The organism is Cyclobacterium xiamenense (assembly GCF_900109255.1).
Taxonomy (GTDB): Bacteria; Bacteroidota; Bacteroidia; order Cytophagales; family Cyclobacteriaceae; genus Cyclobacterium; species Cyclobacterium xiamenense.
The window spans coordinates 123,905-147,527 of record NZ_FNZH01000005.1 but is presented as its reverse complement, the minus strand read 5'-3'; the positions used below and the strand labels follow the sequence as shown (position 1 = coordinate 147,527).

The following is a 23,623-nucleotide window of genomic DNA, read 5'->3' as shown; positions in this document are numbered from 1 at the left end:
ACACAGGCACACAGCGCATATACTAACCGTTGGGCATAATTTAAAATAAGGCTCTGAATAAATGAAGAAAAGTTTACATAGCAAATTTGAAATACGTTTAGCTTTTGAAAGAAATACTGAAAACCCCAGTAGACTTTTCAAATCCTTTGCTGAAATGATTGACGGTATTAATAGCCTAGATTTTATAATAGCAGAAAGTGTTAATACAAAAGTTAAATCAAAGATTGTTCTTGACGACATTGAAAAAGGTTCACTAATTGGTCGATTTTGGAATGAACTAGTCGTTAGTGAAGACGGTCAAATTGACAATTCACCAGCTAATGAAAAAATAGAAGAATATATTGAAGAATCTAGGGCTGAATCATTTAAGTTTTTAGCAGAAAGAAAACATACGGTAAATGATTTAGAAAAGCTTAAGGAGAAAATTTCAGAAATCGCTGTTAGCAAAGACCTACCTGAAACATTTAATTATGCTGAACCTGACACTCTAAAACTTGCTGAAGCAATCAATAAAATAAATGACTCCACAAATAAATTATCAGAAACTGAATCATTTGAACTTAAAAGCCCAAATAACGAAGTCAAAGATATTAAATCTGGGACGATAAAAATTGATATTGAAGATGTTGAAAACGCACTAACAGACAATGAGATAATAAATGAGACAGAAGTATATTATTTAATAAAAAAACCTGATTTTTTAGGAGATTCTGCTTGGAGTTTTAAACACGGAAATAAGGCGGTTTCTGTAAAGATATTAGACCAAGAATGGCTTGATAAATTTCTTTCCGGTCAAATACCGGTAGTGCCAGGTGATTCTTTACAAGTAAAAATTAAGCAAACTTCAAAATACAATAGAAATGGATATCTGATTGCCGAAAAAACAGAAATAATTGAAGTAATTAATGTAATTCATAATCAATAATGAAAATAGACAGAACAATCAAATATGTACTTAGCTCAGAGTTAATTTTCACTTTACTGCCAATAATAATACTTCTTATTGTGCGCAGCTATGAAAATGACTATTATAAAATTTTTTATAATTCGGAATGGTCAATTATTTCAATCATTCTATTTGGGCAATCAATCGTCAAATTTTCATCAGGAATAGCAAATTCGAAAGAAACTTTTAGATGGCAATTGGTTGCTTTAGTAATTTCCTTAATAATTGTATTTGGCTTAATACCCGCATCAATAATACTTGTTTTGAACCTTACATGCTCAAATATATCTTTTGGGATGGCTATATTGCAGTTAATAGTGTTTATAATTAGCGTTTTGTCCTATTATTTCATTGGTGCTATTGGTCAGAAAATGCTAGAAGAGAAATAAAAACTATTCCAATCGATGAAATATAATTTAAAGGAAAATGAACAGAGATAATATTAAACCATTTTTATTGACAGACGAAAAAGAAGAAATTCTTTGGGAAAAAGCAATTGTTGTCTTTGATTCTTCTGCATTACTTGATATATACTTTTTACCTATATCGGCAAGAACTAAAATTTATTCAGAGATTTTTGACAAACTTCCTGAAAGATTATGGATTCCATCCCATGTGGAATTTGAGTACCTAAAAAATAGAGAAAATAGTATAAGTAATCCAATTTCAGAAAAGTATGACCCTTTAAAACAAAAAATCAAGAAATTTGATAGTATAGGAAAATCTGAGTTATTAAAACGGATTGAGGAAATCTCAAGAGAAACTCAGAAGGATGATAAACATCCTTACATTGAGCAATCAGGCATTAATGCATTCAAGAAAAATATTGAGGATTTTATATTACAAATTAAAACATTTGAGGAAACTGTTATAAAACAAATTGAGGAAGCAGAAAAAGAAGTATTATCTGTAAAAGAAACTGATGATGTTTTAAATGCATTAGAAAAATCGTTTAAAGTTGGACGTGAATATTCTTTTGATGAGATTATAGAAATTACTAAAGAAGGAAAACATCGTTACGAGTATAAAATTCCTCCTGGTTATGGTGATTATTATAATAAAGAAAAGAAAGGCACACAAATATTTGGAGATTTAATTATTTGGAAGCAAATACTTGAATTTTCTAAAGAAGCAAAACAACCCATTATATTTATAACTAATGATATTAAAAAAGATGAAGATTGGTGCTATTTAGATAAGAAGGCGACTGAAGACCGTATTTATAGTCCACGTGAAGAATTGATAAAAGAAATAAAAGATTTTTCTGGGATAGATTTTTGGATGTATAATCTCCCTCAATTCTTATATAATGCAAATAAGTATTTAAAGTCTAGTATAAAAGAAGAGGTGATTCAGAATATTTCACAATTCTTAAATACAAAAGATAAAAAAGGGAGTTACTTCAAATTCAAATGTGATGAATGTGGGAAAATTCATAAATATCATGAATTAGATTTTGATTTAGATTTTGATTGTGTTGGAGGTTCTGAAAGAAATATGGGCACAGAAAATCAATATGTCGCTGAAGAAAGTTTTGAATGTGAATGTGGAAATGAAATCAATGCAAAATTTGAAGTGTGGGAATATCCAGTTGGAGTGCATAACTATGATTCTGTTGAAATGGAAGGGGCGGAATTAATAGAATCTTTTCAATTCTCAGTTGATTTTTATGGCGAATCTGATGATAATGATGGTTTTTATCCCTGTGATGTCTGTGATGGCAACCGAGATAATGTTGGGAATTATGTAGATTTTTACGACAAGATATCATTAGACAATGAATATGACAGTAGTAGTCCAAACCATAAATTCCAATTTGTGTTTTCTGGCAATTGTCAATGGTGTAATACTTTACATATAAAATGCCCCAAATGTAAATCTGTAACTGTCCTTGATGAAGATAATAAAGACATCGAGTGTGAGGGGGGGTGTGGTTTAACCTTCCACAAAGAGTCTGATTATGACCCAGACGGTGATGGCTCTTTTACATTAAAACTAATAGACCACAGAAAGGAAAAATGTCCATCATGTGGTGAAATGTTTATTGATAATCGAAAAATAGGAGTTTGTGAAAAATGTGATTTAAAGTTGAATTTAGAATAATAAACTATGCCCAACATCGTATATAAAACATTTGGCAGTCAGTGGGTTATCAAGCGTTTCAGCTCGTATCAAAAGCACTTGTAACTTGACAGGAAAGTGCTTCGAAATGCCAAACGTTTCATATACGCAAACGTTGTGCTTCATTATAGCCAACTAATAACCAATGATAAAATTCTTTAGAAAAATCAGACAACAATTGGTTTACGAAAATAATGTGACCAAATACATGAGATATGCTATTGGTGAAATTGTGCTCGTAGTCATCGGAATTCTGATAGCACTTTCATTAAACAACTGGAATGAAGGCAGAAAAGGAAGGGTTTATGAAAATAAAGCATTGAAAGAAATATCTGTTGCATTAAAAACTGACTCAATTGTCAATAAAGGAATACAAGAAAGAGTTCAAAAGCGGGATACAGCTATAAACAACATTCTTTCTTATTTAAAGACTGGAGCCACCAATGCAGATTCGATGCTAATTGAAAACCTGAAAGATTCAAATACTGGTATTAAGCTTAGTTTCAACGGAGGGGCATATGAAGCTCTAAAATCAAAAGGATTGGAGTACATTAGTAATGATTCTTTGCGTAACCTAATAGTTGTTACTTATGAATTTTGGTTACCCAGAAATGAGATTTTTGGTGATAGTGGGAGAAAAGATTATATCTTAAATAATATAGATCAATTACACGAGAAAGTTACGGATCTTTATATTGAATCAAATGGTGGAAATAATAGTATAAAAGAATCCATTATCTTAAATTCTTATGAAAAGAGAGAAGCGTTAATGCGTTTAATGAACCTCCAAATGGAGCTATCAGAATCATACAGGGGTCTTCTACACAACCAATCACGTATAATCAATCGAGTACAAACACAGATACGTTTAGAACTGGAAAAATTTGACCATTGAATCAAAAGGCAAAATGATAACGAAAGCACAACAGCACCTATAAAACAAGGCAAGATGACGCGGTTTGCGGGCTGCGGTGCGCCGCCCCAACATCATTGCAATTTGATACTGAAACGGCACGCAACTTGCCTCGTTTTATAGCCGCAAAACGTTACAGGCAAGGCCATGTACAGTAAGAATAGGTGGTCCCGATGAAAGCTTTTCAATTTCTGGTGGTGCACGAAGGACCGGATCGGGGCTTTTTCCAGCATCGAGGGCGTGGATAGGTATCCGTTTACGGAGATGGAAGACATACCTGCAGGACAGCAACCCGATACAACCGGTAATATCCGGAAGTGCTGCGATTCGACCGGTGATTTTTCGGTACCGAACACAAATCCCTTGCGCCGGGCGAGCGGGTTCCGGAAGGTAACGACGTTTAAGATGGAGAACAGGGCGAACCCGGAACGCCTGGAGGAAGGCTGCTGGAAAAACGCCGAACATCGATATCCAAGAGATGAAAACCGAAAACAGCAACCTTTCCCGTATTGGCCACCCGATCTGGTCCATGACATTTGCGGCTAAACACACCAGTTAGTTTTCAGCATACCGGGACCGAACAACAGAAAAAAAGGGAGCCCTGCCTGTAACAATGGCTTGCGCGCATTGGGCATCAAGAGAATAAAATAAAATTTAGTACATTGAATAACGTTTGGGAAAGCCGGGAGAAAAGCGCTCCGAAAGCGCCCACCGCACGCAAGCCTGGACGTTGTGTTTCATGCAAAGAGAAAATCGTAGTAATATAAAATGAAAAGCCCACCCACAAATAGCACATTCGCAAGCTCCAACGCACAAGCTGATACTTCAGCTTGCAAAAGAGCTATTTTATACACAACCCACGGCTAGCAGATATGAGAGAAATTCCACAAGAAATAGAGGGTTTGATTACAACGTATTTTTCTCAATTGAGGAAAGATGCTGATAATGGATGGACTAATGCATACAAGAAAGCTGAAGATTTCTACTGCCGATTTCTTAATAAAGTGTACGGATGGAATTTGTACAATAGAAATTACCATAAGAAAAATGAATCTGATATTGATTTAGCTACCTATGACAAAAATATTACTGTTCAAGTTACCGCTCAAAAAGACAATAAGAAAGGTAAAATAGAAAGGACAATAAAAGGGTTTAAGAATCGAAAAATTAAACAAGGCTATAAATCTTTATACATCGCATTTTTTGAGGATTTAAGTGAATCAGAAAAAGAGAATGATTTTAATGACGCTACTATTAATTTCAGTAATGAAAAAAATATTTTAACACCTAGCTCATTAAAAGCATATATCCAATCAAATTTCACCTATCAAGAGCAACTTGATGTATATAATTTTCTAAAACAAGAGCTATTCCCACAAGAGGAAGGAGTTCAAAGTATTGCATGTATTAGGTCGATTGACCAAGCTTTCGATAAAACGGATGAGTTTTATTCAAACTCAAAGTTTCTTGAAAATAACTGGATTGTTCTATCGAAACATGAATTTCAATTATTTAAAAATATTCGTAAGAATTCTAAGGTTAATCTTTATGAGGGTGAACAAAACTATCTATTAGTTGGCAGTAGTTGTTCAGGAAAGACAACCTTTTCATTATTTGTCGCAAGTATGTTGGCAAAACAGACTTTAATTAAAAGTTTCTATTTAAAGGTTACAGAAGCAACGAGATTATCTGATGTTAAAAAGGAACTTGTCATCCTTAATAATCAATTCAGTTTCTTAATAATTGATGATATACAAAATAACATCAATTTCAGCGATGAACTATTTGTAGAATTAAAGAATTTTAATCAAATACAGACCATTTTTCTTAGCCGAAATACAAGCATAATTGATGATGAATTTAATGGCCAAATCTATCATCGAAAATTTGTCTGGAAGAAACGTTACAATAATCAGATTACTTGTGATGAGAATAGAATTAGAGAACTTGTACAAAACAGAAAACGCTTCTATACACAAAGGCATCCTGATAAGGCATATGAAATTGGAGATTTAAACAAAGTTCTTGAACTTGTAAATTTTAATTTATTAAAACTTTCAATTTTGCTTCATTTCTGGGGCAAAGATGGAGGTTTATTGTCAGATTTTGATAATGAAATTCTGAACGAAAGGTTTTATAATAGCTACGACTTCAAAAATAAAGATGAGATTCAATTAACGTTAAGGTACGCTTCTGTTTATAGCTACAATATTCCATTTCAGCCACAATTACCTTTTTCTGATGCTAACGGACTAACAGTTTTTGAACGATTAAAGGATAAAGGATTGTTTTTTAAAGAAGATAAATTCTTTGTTTTTCATCATACAGCATTTGCTGACTTAATTGCACAATCAATAATTTCACAATTCCCTGACCTAAAAAGCAAAGGTGTAGCTGGAGTAAAAAAGAAACAAATAATTGACTACCTATCGGCAATCGATTCTCTTCCGGAGAATTTCGGAACTTTAGTTCAAAACCTTTCTGAAAATGGGGATTCTAAAATAGTTGCGGAAATTTTAAATATGCCTAATATTAAAAGTTCCATACTTGAATATTATTTAGAGCTAAAACCATTACCCTTTAATTTTTCAAATACTTTAATCATTGTTGGCGGTTTAACTGATAACTCATTATTAGGCGACTTATTGAATGACAGAGAATTTACTAAACGAGTTATTAGTTATTACTCTTTAAAATCATATGCTTCACAAAAAGAGCTTCTTAAACTATTACGTGAATATGAACTATTAAATCATAACTCAAAAAAAGCATTTCTTGAAGACTTTGAATCCATGATGCCATTTCATAAAATCAGAGTATTTGAGCAAGATGGTTATCATTTGAAAAATGAAATACTTTCTTTCAAAGAAGTACTTGGAGAAATGGAAACTCAGATTGGGCAATCAGTTGATAATATACAGATTAAAACTTTTGTTAAAGAAACACCTATAAACGAATTAACATTAGGTATTTATCAAGATAGGAAAAATCAGAAGTTAACAATTCAAAGGCTTTTTGTATTAGACTTTTCGTTTTGGATGGAAAAATTCTATTCAGCACCTTTTAGCTTGCTTGGTAATTGTTTAGCGGAGCTTAAAAAGACTGATGTTGCAAGACAGTTGGCTTTTGATATTTATAAAAACCTGAGCGTTGATTTGCTTTTGCAATCTGCATTAGAAGATAAGAACAAACCTGTTAAAATCTCTAAAAGCTTAAATGAATTAATAAATTTCAGAGCGTTTGATAATAATCAAAAATTGGATGAACTCTTAAATAGGTTAATTGCAGATAAAGCATTTTATGCAAAGATATCACAATTGTCTTTAACTGATTTTGCTCGTTTTCTAAGTGATATTTATGACATTAATAAAGAAGTAGCACGAAGCATATTTTCAAGCAGAACATCTAACGAAATAGCAGAGAAGTTAATAAGGGATAAGGAAAGTTTATATTCAGTAACTCAAATCATTAACAACCTAAATAAGGTTTCTTCTGAATCAGCTAAAGAAATATTATTGAAGCTTATCAATGCAGAATCATTTTTGAGTAATGAGAAATTAACAGACTTGAATGGTCTTCATGAATTTAAACAATGTTTAAAAGGCTATAATTTATATTTAAAAAAAGAATCGATTGAAACTGTAGCCGAATCAACAGTTGATGCCTTATTAAATGAAACCGATTTAACAAAAGTCGCTAAAACACTTCCTGGATTCAAAAAAAACAAAGACGTTTTAATAAGAGTGTTTTCATCAAATCAATTCTCTGTTTCAAATTTTGTGCGCATTGCTAAAAATGAGGATTTTAGAATATCTCATTTACAACAAATATTACCAAAGCTTATAGATGCGGATTTAGAATTGGGGCATAAAATTTATACTTCTTTATCTGACGAATATTTTATCAAGCCTTCAAATCGAACATATTTTCAAGGTGTATGCCATGCAATTTTTAGCTTTGTGAAAATAGATAAGCAATACTCAAATAAATATCAAGTTGCTTCCACCAAAACACAATCTATTCTAAAAACACTTTGTACAAACAGAACAAGTACTTTTCTAAGGAAAGCAAGAAATACCGAGATAGATAAATTTTTAAATGGATTTCAGCAAACTTGGATTATTAGTGAAGAATTGACAAGGCATTATTTAACGCCAATATTGGTTGATAAAGCAAAGGAATCTAAAAAAGAAAATGTTAATCTATCAACATTTGGACAAGGTATTAAAAGACTTATTGATTTGGATAAGGATGAACATCTGACTATAGCAAAGCAATTATTTGAAACATACAGACCGATTTTAAAACAGACGACAAAAAATCTTGATATTAGAAAAATCAGTTATGGTTTAGAACAGTTATCAATATTGGCAAATGAAGTAGACTTATTTGCTCAAGAGATTTCAGAGATAATTGAAGATAAATGCAAAATTGAGAGGAATAGAGATGATTTTAAAACGGGCGCTCTCCCAGAATTGACCAAAGCTTTAAAAGGTAAAAACGGAAAAAAGATAATTGAAAAAGTAACAAAACTATGAGCCAATCCTTCACATCCATACACATTGCCAAGTCGCTCAAAAGAGCCAACACACAAACCAAAACTTGTCAAAGAGTATGGCTGCCCAAACGCACGGACTGACAGAGGAAATAAAGCACGAAAACACAACATTGTATAAGAGCAATAGCGGGTGAAGTGGTAAAAGCAAGGTCTGTGCATTTAATAAACTTTTGTGGTGGCGGACAGGTAATTGCCTTGAAATCCGCTACTGCTCTTATACTTGACCGTTACCACCAATGCTAAAAAGACAGACGACACAGCAAGACAATGACTAAAAATGGACTCAACATACAGACCATATCGACCAAGCAGACAGACTTTCAAACTGACCGTGTTTTTCTTTTGGGACAAGTGACAGAAAAGAAAGAAAAAGCCAACCCTTCGCATTTTTTAAAATTTCTTTTAGCCAGCCGCACATTGGCACATTTGGTTTTGCCCCAACGCACAAAGCCGACCCTGCAGCAAAACCAAAAGAGCCAATTTTCAATCACCCCCAAAAAGCAGTTGTAGTATGAATCAAAAGGACGTTTGGAAAAAGTATATCACTGCACAATCCAAAATCTTAGAACATAAATCTAGACCAATTGGAATTGACACGACAAAATCCGTTCAACTTAACGGCTTGAAACTATATTTGTCAATAGACCAAGAAATCTTCAAACAAGTATTCAAGAAAGAAGTAGAGCACATTTTCAATGTTCAAAATTTTGATTTTGAAAGCGGGTATATTCAGACAAGCGTTGCAAGCACAACAAACATAACATTTGAACGACTTAGCAAACTGAAAGAACTTGCTGAAATCTGTTACATTGACTTTAATGAAAATCCTGTTATTGAAGGAACAATTACAGGACAAGAAAACAACAGCAAAGAAGAACTAAAAAATATAATTGGAGAACTTCCAACTAGCTACCATTTTAAAAATTCGGGATTGATATTTTTAACTTTAGACGAATGGAATCGGGCTAGACAAATTCAGGGTCTAAAATTTAATAAAAAAATAGGAGCAGTTTTTTCAATAAAACCTTCGCTTTCATTTCTTATTTCAACGTTTTACAGAAACATTGAAATCGCTCAACAAGGGAATAAAATAACAGTTGAAGGCGAATTACACCAAAATGTTTATCAGGTGTTTGAGAAACATTTCGGTTTAGCAAAACGTGGAAACGAACTGACTTTCACTTTTGAAAATAAAGATGTTTTAAAACGAAGAATTGATGAATTAGAAAGCAAGGGAATTACACTTCCGCAACCAAAGGAGAATTGCCTGCATTTTAACTATGACAGCAAGTTTTATGAACAACACGAATCAGATTTAGGTTTTGAGGCTTTTCGATTAAAGAGAGCACTCAAAAAATATTTTCCTGACAATCCATTTGTTTTTTATTACAAAACTGAATATGCCTTTGATTTTAGAAAACTTGATAAAGGAATAGATGAGCTTGAAAGAAACGAAGATGTATTTTGGAATAGATTTTTTTCTGAAATACACGGGGACGAATTTCAAGTAAGCCAAACACACAGAACAATTTCATTTGACTTTGAAACTGAATCAAACTTAATTGAGAAACTAAATTATATTAAATCATTCTCATTCTTTGACATATACGATAGAGGTGATTCTCATAAATTTAAATTCAACATCAGGTTTGAAACAGGATTGCACGAATTACAAAGTAATTTGAAAAAAGAATTTCCTAATCTGAATACAAAACTTATTGCAAACGGAGAGAAACTTATATTCCGGCAATTCTACCAAACAGGAAATAAAACGGAAATTCTTGCAAGATTGAACAACCAATTAAGTGACTTTATTGATTCCGAAAGTTTCATTTACACAATAAACGACACGTTTCAAGAGAAATATCTTTGTGAGGAAAACTTTGAATTGAAAGTTGAGCAAGAACAAGATAAACTTTCCAAACTTTTACGAGAAGAATTTTATTTCGGCAATCCAAAAGAAAAATACTATTTGGGCAAACTGCAAAAGGTTGATTATCCAGATTTGTATTTCGTAGTTGATGAAGATAGAATTGAAGAAGTAAAAGAGAATATTTCGGAAGAAAAGGTAAAAGCCATTTTTCCAGATTTAAAAGGTGAAAAGGACAAAATAAAACGTTTAGAAGATACTGTTCTTAAACTTGATGATGAAAAAACGAAGTTGCCAAACGACAATGCAAAAATTTTTTTATACGATTCATCAAAAGCCAAAATCATTGAGAATATTGACTATTTACTAAACAAAACAAGTGCTGAATGGCAGGACTTTGAGAATAATCTTTTTTCTAAGTCATTAAATGAGTCGCAACGGCAAGCAATTTTCAAATCGCTTTACGCAGATGAATTAGCTCTAATTCAAGGACCACCAGGAACAGGCAAATCAACTGCAATCGCTGAAATAATTTGGCAACACATCAGAAAAGAACCAAAACAAAAAATTCTTCTGACTTCTGAAACGAATCTTGCTGTTGATAATGCCATTGACCGATTAAAGAATGGTCAAAATAATGTTGTAAAACCCATTCGGTTTGGCAATACTGATAACTTAGAATCGGAAGGATATTTTTTCTCGCTTGGAGCCATTGAAAATTGGCAGAAGAGCAATTCCAATGAAAGCAACACCGTTTCACACTGGGTAAGCAACATTGCAAACCGAGTTGAATATCAAGAAGATGAACTGATTAACTCGGCTTTAGATAAATGGAAAACCCATTTGCAAAAGCCTAACTATGAAACCAAAAAGCTTTTTGCAGAGAAATACTTGGAGTATGTGAATTTGATTGGTGCAACAGGAAGTTCTATAGGAAAACTGAATTCTGAAAATAAATGGACTTCGTTTTTCCGTTCTTATTTGAATGTATTTGAGAAAAAACATTTTGAAAACAAAAACTATGATGTTTTAAACCGCACGAAAATCAGTTTTGATACTGTAATTATGGATGAAGCCAGTAAAGCAACACCCCCCGAACTTGCTTTGCCTGTCTTATTTGGAAAGAAATCAATTATAGTGGGCGACCATAGACAATTACCACCAATGATTGATGGAGAAGAAATTAAAGATTTACTAATGTCTATTGGCGAAAAGGCACTGGCCAAAACACTATCACATAAGGAATTTGAAATATCGCAATTTGAAAGACTATTCAAAAACATTGATGAAAGCATAAAAGGAACATTTGATACACAATATCGAATGCACCCTGCAATCAATGAAGCTATATCACAATTTTACAAAGATGACGGTGGTTTGAAGTGCGGTTTGCCATTAGAAGAAACTTATCACAATTCTTTTGACGAATGGGATTCAAGGTATCACGGCTTACAATACAAAAATATCTTGACACCCGAAACACATACCATTTGGGTAAATGTAACCACACCCGAAATTCAAGAAGGAACATCAAGAGTTAATTTCGGAGAAATTGAATCGATTGACAATATTTTAACAGTTCTGAATAACAGCAAAGGGAAAAATGAATTTGACCAATGGCTTTCCAACAAAAGTTTGGAAGAAAAACAAATCGGATTGATTAGTTTTTACGGAAAGCAAATTCACTACATCAACAAAATGCTCAAAGAAAAGCATAGTGAAGTTCCAATTCGCTTAAGCACGGTTGATAGATTTCAAGGAATGGAAAGGAACATAATCATTGTTTCAATGGTGCGTAGCAACAAATTAGCATCTTTTCAAGGTCAACAACCTGATGAAATTTATGGCGAATTAGGTTATCCGTTACAAGAGAGTTTAGGTTTTGCGGAATCGCCAAACCGTTTGAATGTAGCGTTATCAAGAGCAAGGCGACTACTTATTGTAGTTGGGAATAGTGAACATTTTTGCAGAAAAGACATATACAAAAACGTTTTTGAAACCATACAGCAGAAAGGAAAAATAATTAGTGCAGAAGAATTACAAAACGCAGTTGACCAAAATGGATAGCACTAAAACGACATACGCAACATTTCCGTTTGAGTGGACAGTAAAATCCACTTCTTGCCAAATTCAGTATAGAAAAGCATTTAATATCAATGAAATTGATGAGATTTTCTGTTCAATCATCAATGCAAAAGGAAACGAAATCAATTTTTCAGAGTTAGGGATATTGTTAGGTTTCAACTTACAAGATTTGTCTGAAATAGATATTTTTAAAATCTATCTCAAAGGGCTAACCGAATACAATCTGATTGCAGTAAGTGAAAAGGAACAGAAGATTCAATTAACAGAATTTGGACAAGAAGCGATACAAAGTAAGCTGAAATATAAATACTACTTTGCTACAACTGAATTTTTTGATAACCAAACCGCCACAGGGGAAACTTTTGATTTTTCTTTCAAGAATGTTTTTGACATAGAAAATCGTATATCTCACGAAAAAGAGTTTAAAGAACAGAAACTTGAAATTCCTGAACAAAAGCAAAAACTTCAATTCCAACTTTTCGGAAACGATATTTACAAAGGCGAGATAGTTGAGTTTTACGAAAGCGAACCAAGAATAAGTTACAAAACCATATCCCTACAATGCGAAATTACTGCATTTGATAATTCGCTTGAACTTTCAATATTAAAATCAGGCGTAAACAGACCCGAAGTTCAATTTTTGCTTGGGCTACCCGAAAACGCAGGATTTAAAAGCAAGTTGCTACGACAAGGAATGTATCATCACATTCTTCTAGTAAAACCTTCAATTACCAAGCAAGACATTGAAACGTATATTGACTTATGGAATTGGAAAGAGCTTGCAGTTAATGCAAAACTTGATTGGAATGACAATACTATTTTTGAAATGTTTTGTGAAAACGGAGACGGTGGAGTTTGGAGCATTCTTTCTGAAAAAGCACCAATTGAAAGTATTAAATCTGTAATTGAGAAATATGCTGATTATTGGAATTGGACAACGCTTACAGAAAGATTTGATGATGAATTTATAAAAAAACAAATTGAAACCTTTGATTGGGATTTTGAAGAACTTTCATACAAAGAAATCGAACTTGTAACGTCTTTACTTTCAAATTTAAACCTAAAAGAAAAAGGTTGGGATTGGAACTATTTGTCAAAAAATCTTCCTGACAAATTTATTGAAGACCATATTGAAGATTTTCCTTGGGATTTTTATGTTATTTCGGAAAGTAAAAATGAGGTTTTCAAAAATACCTTCATCAAATACCGTGACAAACTTGAAACGCTAATTTCAAAAAATTGGAATTGGAAATTAATTTCAGAAGAAATCAATCTCAATTTTCTACACAAAAACATTTCGGGCCTTGCGAGTAAATTGAATTGGCACACGGTTTTAAATCGTTTTTTCATCAATGAAGAATTGACAGCAAAATGCTTGAATGATAAGTCATTTAAAACACTTTTAAAGCTGTATTTGCCCGAAAATTTTGTTGTTGCTCATCAAAAGTATCTTTGGACACCAGACCTTATAGATTTTTTTGAAAATCAAAATTTGATTCAATGGGAAACTCATAAATACATTAACGGCTTTGACACAAACGAAAACGTTGAATGGAGCAGACCTATTTTTCAGAAGTATCACAATTGTATCACTACAGAAAATGGTTTTTTGAATGTAAGCAAACATATTTCTGATTACAGTTTGATAAGCGACTTTCCGGACTTCGCTTGGAATTGGGAAGGAATTTCACAAAATAAAATTCTGATTAGCAACGCTACATTTATTGAAAAGGCATTTCTTGGAGAACTTACATATTCAAACAATTTGCTTTGGAATGAAATTCTATCGCAAACGTCCTTTGATGTTTCGTTTTGGAATAATAACCTAGAGACTTTTTTCAAGGCAACCGAAAGCGAAAAACAAATACATTTTTGGAGTTTGTTAACCCAAAAACAAAATGCTGATTTTGAATTCATTTTTGCAAACAAGCATTTCCCTTGGGATTGGAGTTTCATTACGGAAAATAGTTCAGAAGAAACAATTCTTGATAGCTATGAAGATGATGAATTGTTTGAAAAGTGGGATTGGAAAATTGTAACCCGAAAAATTGACAAGGACACTATTCTCGAACTATTAGAAGATATTGCACAATACGTTGATTGGAAGTATCTGATAAACGATGTTTTTTCAATAGAAAATGAGCTTGCAATAGATAAACAACTTCCAAAAATTGCAGCATGCTTGACTGTTGTAGAATCGGAGAAACGTAAAGAGTATTGGAAAGACATAACTTGCAAAATTCCCTTTGAAACCTTATTCCCTATTGTTCAGGCAACAATTCAGTTAGATGTTTTTGAATGGGATTGGGATTATATTTCCAATCATAAACTTTTCCCAACCGACATTAGAACACTTAATCAATTCAGAGAAAAAATAAATTGGACGATTTTTACTGAAAGCTATGCCATTAAACAAAAATTTAACCCTTATAGTTGGGATAGTGGGAAACAATGGTTCAGCAATATAGATCGCTATTTGACACAATTTGAAGATTATTGGAATTGGCAAGTTTTATCCAAAAACGGAAGTATTAATTACAACAGGCTTTTATTACAGAAATACAAAACTGAAAATTGGGACTGGGATTACTTAACCGAATTTGGTGGTTTTCTAACTAAACAGAAAAGAGATAAAGAGAACGAAAAATATTTAGAAAGACTTGTCAAGCAATTTCCAGAAATCAAATTTGATATTCTTTCCAAACGAAAAGACATAAAAATTGATAGTAGTTTAATTCTTTCAACCAAAGACAAAAATTGGGATTGGCAAGTTTTATCAGAAAACGAAAGAGCAGAAATATCTAACGAACTGATTCTTGAATTAAAAGACAAGAATTGGAATTGGCAAGCACTTTCAAAACGCAAAAATATCGAGTTCAGCAATGAAACGCTTTTACAACTGTTAGACAAAGATTGGGATTGGTATTACTTATCCGAAAACTCAAATCTTGAGTTTAACGCTGAATTCATTGAGAAAACAAAAGCAAAATCTTGGAACTGGAAATCTGTTTCACGACACAAATCGTTTGTGCCAACAATTGGAATATTGACTCTTACCAAAGATTGTGATATAGATTGGCAATTCATTTCTAAACATTCAAGCCTAAGTCCGACTAAAGAAATACTTGCCAAATTTGAAAACAAATGGCATTGGGAAGGTATTACAGAAAATCCACAAATCAATTTTGATGATATTGATTTTCTTGAACGATTTGCCGACAAATGGAATTGGCATTTTATATGTGCATCGGGTAAACTTCCATTGAACTCCCAAATTTTACACAAGTTTAAGGCATATTTAGATTGGAATTTGATTTCATCAAACACGAATGTCCATTTCACGAAAGAAATAATTCAAGAGTTCAAACAGTTTTGGAATTGGTCAAACCTAAAAGCAAACAAACGAGTTGAAGAACTTTTAGGAAACTATGTCTTAGATGAAATAAACAAAAACGCAACTTTAAATTTCCTTGATAAAATTGAACAACAATGGTCGGAATGGAAAGGAAGTATTTATCACTTTTCCCATATTGACAATGCTGTTGAAATAATTAAAAATAGAAAAATTCAAAGCAGAAATAAAGCGAATATAAAAGGTGATGCCGCAGGAAACGTTGTTCATCGTAGAGGCGATGCTCATAATTATGCACGCTTTTATTTTAGACCGCAAACACCAACACAGTTTTACAATGAGTTTTTAGGCAAAAACACAACAGACGGATATGAAACTCACGGAAATTGGATTTCCTGGTATGACAAAGCTAGAGGTCTAGGATTTCCAAAATGTCCAATTCCAATATTTTTCAGGTTTTCAATCAAGGAAGTTTTATTTAAATACGAAAAGAAATGTTGTGTAAGCAATGGAAATATGCAAGCGGATTCTACTAAATTCAATTCCATTGAAAAAATGTTGGATAAATTCAATTTTGATTATTTGTATTCAAATATGAGTTACGACAAAGAGCACAATAGAAAGTATATGAATTACTCACAACAGGAATTTTTGGTTAAGGATGATCTTTCTTTTAATGATTTATTCGAATTTGAAATTATTTGCCCATCGGAAGCAGACAGAACACTACTCAAAAATTTATTAGGAAATGAGCATAAAGACATTTTTTCAAAAATCGTGGTAGATAGACGTTATTACAACAATGAAAATCCACGAGTGAGAATAGAAGAGGAAGATTCTGAATTGCACATTTCTACTAATTTTAGCGGAGAAGGTTATTTTGTTTTAAATGGCACATCCGATATAAAAGAAATGGAAATTCTTGTTGGCGATGTTTCCAAAACAAGCAAAGACAAAATCATATTCAAGTCAAACATTTCTCTTGGTAACGCAAAACAAAATATACAATTGAATTTTATAGATGAATCAAACAGAAGTTGGTTCGTTTATGCGAAATGATAAGATTCATCTTTAACTTTGTGAATTATAAAGTATAAAAAATGGCAATAAAACATATAAAAGGAAATATTTTTAATTCAAAGTGTCAAACCATTGTGAACACAGTAAACTGTGTTGGCGTGATGGGAAAAGGAATTGCATTTGTGCATAGACTTAGATATCCTAGAATGTATGAGGAATACAAAGAGCATTGTAAAAACAAACTCATTAAAACAGGCTCTTTGTGGCTTTATACAAAACAGGAAAATGCACCTTGGATTTTAAGTTTCCCGACAAAATTTCATTGGAAATATCCGAGCAAAATAGAATGGATTGAACAAGGTTTGCAAAAGTTTGTGGAAACCTACGACAAGAAAGGTATTACTTCAATCGCATTTCCTTTACTTGGAACGCATAACGGTGGCTTGGACACAAACCAAGTAAAACGTCTTATGGACGATTATTTAGGCAAATGTTCCATAGACATTGAAATTTACGACTATGACCCTAATGCAAATGACGACTTGTTTGCTTCTTTCAAAGCAAAATGGTTGTCGTTAGACGAAAAGACAATAAAAGCCGAAACAGGCATACAACCACAATACGCAAGAAAAATATCAGAGATAATTCAAAACGGAGAAGCAAACTCAATGATTTCATTAGCCAATTATGACGGTATTGGCGAAAAGACATTGGAAAAAGCTTTTAACTATGTATTGAACAGACCAAAATGAAAAGCCAACGCACAAAGCAAGCACATTTGCAAACCACACAAGCCGACACGCAGACCAAAGTTTGCAAAAGAGCTTGCTTTTCACCAATCCAAGAGAAAAAGAAATTTTAAAAAATGCCCCACCGCACGACAAAAGACAATGAAAAACGTAGTATCAAATAGACCGACAAACCACGGCAGACAAGGAAGCGCTGGTGGTAACAGGCGTTTGGCTCAATGGCGGGTGACGTGGTTAATTGAACATTCTACCTCGCATCAACTTTTGTGGTGTATTGACATTTTTGTGCTCCGAAATCCGCCACTGCGCCAAGCGCCAAAACGTTGTAAGCCATTAAAAATAAGCATCGACAGATCGAAAAATGAATAATATTAAGATAAGGCAAGCATCAATAAGCGACAAAGCAACCGCTGTTGACTTGGATTATAGGCTTGACAAGGACGAACATATCAAACTAAAGAGAGAAGAAAAGATTTCAAAGGCAATATTGGATGGTGAGTGCTTTCTCATTTCAGCAGATGACAAAGAAGTTGGATTTGTGATTTTCGATTACCGCTTTTTTGACCAAGGTTGGATAGAGTTAATTATCATAGACGAGAAATACAGGGGAAAAGGAATCGGCACAAAAGTATTTGACCTAATATGTGAGGGATGCAAGTCAGATAAAGTTTTCACTTCTACAAATCGCTCAAATACTCAAATGCAAAGAGCACTTGAAAAAGCTGACTTCTCTTTTGCAGGAGAATTAAAAGGGCTAGATGAAGGTGACCCTGAACTCTTTTATTACAAAAGGATCAATGCATCAGAAAATGATTGAAAGAAAAAAAGAATTCAAAAAAAACGGCTTACAATCGAGTGGATGGCCGCAGGCCGTAAGCCTGCGGAGCACCCCTCACACCACCAAGCGTACGGGTCTTCCCGAAAAATCGGGACTGGCTCTACCAGCCCTGCAATCCGGCCCTTCGCTAAAATGACTCAAAGGGGTCATTTTTAGCGCTCAGTCCCAGTTCACTGGATTGTAGGTTGCGTTTTGAGGTAATAGGAAAGCATTGATTCATAACCTTTTCTTCTTAAGCGGGGCAAAGTGATCGTAGTAATCAGAATTGGACTCTGAGCTACTGCCCATCCTCCTTTTCTGGTTACAGCCCGCTGCCTGGCCCCTCCCTAAAAATGTCCAAAGGGACATTTTCTTAACGCTCGGTCCTACGCATAGGCATGGTCTTGGTCAACGCCCAGTCTGACCAGGTTTTTGCGTTTCCGCTCAGGCTTCTTCTCCGCCGCGGCGGACCAGATACAGTATCGGAGGCGGTTTCGGAGCCACTCGTCGATCTGTTTGAGTTTGGCATGAATACTTGCCAACCTGTCCTGATATAATCAGGGGCGGTAGTTATTCACCCATCCCATCCAGACCTCTCTGAGCTTTTGAAGCCGTTCTTCGAAGCTGTACGGTCTGGTTTTCTTGGTGATCTGCTTGAGCTTTCGTTTGAGTGATTCCCAACTGCTTTTCTTCACCACCAATGCCACCCGCAGCCAAGCCTCCCGATACGCTTTGCTATCGGGACAAGCTTTCGCTAAAATCTTTTACAAAAAGATTTCTTAACGCTCAGTCCTCCTTTGTCCCCCTTCTGGTATGTCGGGATAAATGAATACCCCAGCAGTTCGAAGTTAGAAGGTCTTCGGATGCCAGCACTACGTGCGCCCCCTTCGCACTCCCGTGCTCGGGCGTATTCGTCAGTACAGACACCGCAGTCTGGCTTACTTGCCACCCTCCAAGCTGGCTCCTCGCTCAAAACTTTCACAGAAAGTTTTTTTTACGCTCGGTCCTCTCACGGCAAACCAGCCCCGCTTTGGCGGGACAGGCAATGCGACTTGCTACGGCTTCGGGACACCACTCCCGCGCATCAGGGATACCGATTGAAATCGGCACGGGCGTTTCACCCTCTGGAATAATTTGGTAGCTTCGATACCAGATGCCCATGCTGGGCACACACAAGGTGTAACGTGCATACCCTGGTGGATGCACACCATACACAGACCGTTGTGTAGGCAAGAATACTACTAAAATTGAGCATTAGAAATACCATCAATTTTTTAAGATTTTAAAAAGCTGAAAAACTAAAATTAAACTGACTAAAAAGAATTGCGGTGAATGAAAACCTAAATTAAGAGCCAAGCCCAAGTTTTGGTTTTAATGTGAAACTGGCGGTGACACTATTGTGAATATTGATACTGATGGCAGTTCAAGGCTTTTTAGGATAATCGCTATTGATAAAGTGGCACAATTCATTTCTGGTTTGTTTGGTTTTAACGTGGAAAACTCAGATACTGTTGAAGTGTTTCAAATTACCAGTGGTGATTTTAATGATATCGAGTATTCAATACAGTATTTTTTTTTAACTTAGCTTTAGATTCTTGAAATTGAAATAACAAAAAAGTGAGCCTTTTGAAAAATGATTCTTAAACACTCAGCAGCATATCTTTTTATCCTAATACTATTATCTTTCAGTAGTGCATGGGCACAGAATTGCAAAGAAGTCTCAGATTGGATGGATATTATTAAAAATGAGTACCCCGAGCTAAAAACCGACTCATACCTTTCGAAGAATATCATAGATAATTTAGCCCTGAATCTGTATTCGGATAAATATTTCGTTCCATTTAGGGGCAAGTCGTTTTCAAGCTTATCAGAAAAGGCGCGCTCCAAAGACTGGCGTAAAATACAATCCTGTTATATAAAAAATGGTTATCAAACCAATTCTCACAGGGCTTGGGTATTCAACAATATAATTTATAATTATCAGTTAGATTTTAGAACTGATACCTTTGGGAAAAAAATAGATGCCAGGAATCAACTTCGCGACGCATTATCTCAAGAATTACGTTTGCTTTCTGATGGTAAATTTGATTATAATTCAATTCAAAAGTTAAAGTCAGAACTTAATTCAGAATATGCTGTTTTGTTCCCTTCGGAAATAGAAATAGCTTCAAATACAGTAAACAAGTATGAAAGTCTCGCTGCGGATAGGATGCTATCTCAAAAAGCTAAAGAAGCTCAGGATTTAGTCAATTCAAAAAGTTCGTTAGAAACACTGCTGAATTTTAAAGCCTCAAACAGTACCTTGTATTTGACGGCTTCAGAATCTATGAAAACCCAAGTCAATAGTAAGGTTGAATCCAAAGTAGTAGAAGTAGTCGATTATTTGATGCCTAAGGAAGAAATGAAGCTTTTGGCAGCCAAATCCACAGATGCCAATGTTCGGATTATCAATAGGCTTATTGCTGATTTCAAAAAAGACTATGACCGAGTACTACATATGGAAAGCGCAAAAAAAACATTTGAGCTTTTTCAAGAACGGAAGACTGAGATTGTTTCTAATATGATTTCTTATCTAACTGATGGTATTGAGAGTATCAAATCACAGGACGAATTAGACCAACTGGCTACTCTCCTTCTATCTGACTTAGACGAAAATAGTACTACCTATTTAGATTTATCTGGTAAGATTAAAAATAAACGTATATCAATTATCAACAAACAAAACCGTATCGCTCAGGAAAAACGGTCGAAAGCTGCCGAAAAGCAAATTTTATTTACTGAGCAAGCTAATATTAGGGCTAATGAAGTTGCAAAACTTCAAAACGAGGTAAAAGTATTGAGGCAAAAGCTCAATATTACGTATGCCAATAGTCTTCCTAGTTATGAAGATTTACATTATGTGCTTCAAGCTTATTTAGTAATGATAAATCCAAGCAAAAAGTATTCAGATAGTGAAGCCTCTAATTTTATCAATAAAACCGGAGAAATGGGTTTTGAGCGATTGGGTAGCGGTAAGATGTCCAACAAAATGATTTTTAAAAATAGTTTTGGCCATTATATGCATTTTAATGGCAACTTTGAAAAAAGCAGTGGCTCTGTCAGTCTTCGTATTAGCGATGCATCAGAAGAAATAAAATCGTTTTATGATAAAGATATTAGAGCTAATTATAGAAATAGACTTGAAGCCTTTAAAACGCCAAATACCAATGAAGCCAAATCCAATTACTTTGTAAACAGTGGAAGAACCTTATATAAATATTATACAGCGGGAAATTCTCTTACCGTAGAGGCAAAGTCAAATTATGCAACTGAAGTCCCAATAGAAGCTGAATTGATAGGGGCAACAATATACAAAATTATACCGTTTTCTACATTTACAAATCTTTTCTTAAACAAAGGGCAGTCATACACATTGAAGGCATCAGGTAAGATGAAAGTAGGCAATTTTTTAGGTAATAGTGGTCCGGAGGGAATCAATGCATCAAAAATTTACAACATTGATAAGCGCTTTCCACACGGCAGTCTGATAGGAAAAATAGGTGAGGATGGTGATTGGTTTTTGGTCGGTAAAGGTGGTACATTCACAACAAACTCAAAAGGAAGACTATACCTTCGGGTAAACGACCGATTGGTAACTGACAACGATGGGTATTATACGATACAATATGAAATAAAATAAAATCTTATAGCTGCAAAACGTTGGCTGCAATCTTAACCTAAGAGATTTTACTTAGATACATACTTTCCTGATGAAACTATCAAAAAAACTAAATCATAGTATCTGGTTGAAATTTCTGGTTTTTATTCCACTTTTCATTCTCTTGTTTATAGTGATGACGCTATATCAACCGATTTGTGAGTTAGGCGGAAAACTTTTTGAACCTGTCTCTCTTAAAACTTTTCTGGATACATGGACTCCCCCAGAAATGTACACTTTCCTACCCTATTTATTTGTCCTCCTATTTGTTCCATTTTCAGGAATATTTTATGCCTTTAATCGTAAAATCAGCGTGGTGCAAGTCATTTCATTTTATCTTGTTGTTATAGGTACCTGGTTGGTTGCTTACATAATCTATATTGTTTTCCCAAAAACTGCTTCGGAAGTCATGATTACTTCATACGACGAATACGCAGCATATTATTTGATACATGAAGGAGCATTTCAAACACTGCAAGACTTATATGGAGCGAGTACTCCTCTCGGTGATTTTCCTAGTCTCCATGTCGCGCCACTGATGTTGATGGGTGTTTTCCTTCATAAATACTGGAAGACATTGTTTTGGATATTCTTACCTCTCGCATTTATTGGTGCGACCGGAACATATTTATTGAAATTTCACACGGTTATAGGATTTTTAGGCGGAGTAGCACTAGGATATTTTGGCTATTATGTTTTGTACCAAAAAGTGGTGCATACGTATCTCAATAAATTTTTTATAGAAAAGGAAAGCCTGTAATAAAAGACTGCAGCCAATCGAGTGGATGGCCGCAAGCCGTAAGACCGCGGAGCACCCCTCACACCACCAAGCGTACGGGTCTTCCCGAAAAATCGGGACAGGCTCTGCCAGCCCTGCAATCCGGCCCCTGGCAAAAATGATTCTAAGGGATCATTTCTTGACGCTCGGTCCTGCTTAAGATGAGGCTACCCCGATACGGCGCTCCCCATGGAATTAGGACCTAATCCAATGTTCGGTCCCCGTCGGACCGGTCATTCGGGCGGGCTTCGCTACCCAGTGAGACCTCTGTAGCTCTTACAGCTCGTTCCCGGTACCTACCATGACCTACCGTTGGCACGGCACAGGTCGGCTGACTTCTTGGCTCATAGAATCCGAATCTATTCCAAGATCTCCCCAGGTAAGGGCATATTCCTTCCCCCAATATCCACTGGATCTACCTGACAGGTACATGATGGTTTCCCACCCTTAGGACGTCGGTATGATGCTGCGCACTGCCCGGCCCTTCGCTAAAAATATCCACCGGATATTTTCTTCACGCTCAGGCCTCTTATCCAACCTATCTGGCCTCAGTATCCAGTTCCTGTTCGTTGGAACCGGGGTTTGCAGTCTCGCTTAGTAAAAATTCCGAGACTTCAGGGCTTCACCTACCCTGCATCCTGGCTCCTTACTAAAAATATCCATTGGATATTTTCTTAACGTTCGGCCCTCTCACGGCAAACCACTCCCGCATCAGCG

The 23,623-nt window shown here is 34.7% G+C and carries 10 protein-coding genes; all 10 read left to right on the top strand.

The window, feature by feature from the left end:
• Positions 1-61: 61 nt before the first annotated feature.
• Positions 62-925 (top strand): LAPAL motif-containing putative phage structural protein, encoded by an 864-nt coding sequence (locus BMW71_RS16455; RefSeq protein ID WP_092176439.1) that lies wholly within the window; start codon positions 62-64, stop codon positions 923-925.
• Between the two features lie 447 nt (positions 926-1,372).
• Positions 1,373-3,049: a PIN-like domain-containing protein gene (locus BMW71_RS16445; RefSeq protein WP_092176434.1), complete on the top strand. Its 1,677-nt coding sequence runs from the start codon at positions 1,373-1,375 to the stop codon at positions 3,047-3,049.
• Positions 3,050-3,212: 163 nt separating this feature from the next.
• Entirely contained in the window at positions 3,213-3,962 is a 750-nt protein-coding gene (locus tag BMW71_RS16440; RefSeq protein WP_092176432.1) for a DUF6090 family protein, read from the top strand.
• Between the two features lie 890 nt (positions 3,963-4,852).
• Positions 4,853-8,518 (top strand): SMEK domain-containing protein, encoded by a 3,666-nt coding sequence (locus BMW71_RS16430; RefSeq protein WP_092176427.1) that lies wholly within the window; start codon positions 4,853-4,855, stop codon positions 8,516-8,518.
• 531 nt (positions 8,519-9,049) lie between these two features.
• On the top strand, positions 9,050-12,475 hold the full coding sequence (locus BMW71_RS16425; protein WP_092176424.1) for a DEAD/DEAH box helicase: 3,426 nt from the start codon (positions 9,050-9,052) through the stop codon (positions 12,473-12,475).
• Positions 12,468-16,904 (top strand): DarT ssDNA thymidine ADP-ribosyltransferase family protein, encoded by a 4,437-nt coding sequence (locus BMW71_RS16420; RefSeq protein ID WP_143057656.1) that lies wholly within the window; start codon positions 12,468-12,470, stop codon positions 16,902-16,904. Before BMW71_RS16425 ends, BMW71_RS16420 begins: the two co-directional genes overlap by 8 nt.
• A gap of 41 nt (positions 16,905-16,945) precedes the next feature.
• Complete coding sequence (locus BMW71_RS16415; protein ID WP_092176419.1) at positions 16,946-17,617, top strand: macro domain-containing protein; 672 nt, start codon at positions 16,946-16,948, stop codon at positions 17,615-17,617.
• Between the two features lie 358 nt (positions 17,618-17,975).
• Entirely contained in the window at positions 17,976-18,431 is a 456-nt protein-coding gene (locus BMW71_RS16410) for a GNAT family N-acetyltransferase (protein ID WP_092176416.1), read from the top strand.
• Between the two features lie 1,729 nt (positions 18,432-20,160).
• Positions 20,161-22,110 (top strand): hypothetical protein, encoded by a 1,950-nt coding sequence (locus BMW71_RS16395; RefSeq protein ID WP_218145596.1) that lies wholly within the window; start codon positions 20,161-20,163, stop codon positions 22,108-22,110.
• 70 nt (positions 22,111-22,180) lie between these two features.
• Complete coding sequence (locus tag BMW71_RS16390) at positions 22,181-22,888, top strand: phosphatase PAP2 family protein (protein ID WP_092176408.1); 708 nt, start codon at positions 22,181-22,183, stop codon at positions 22,886-22,888.
• Positions 22,889-23,623 lie beyond the last annotated feature (735 nt).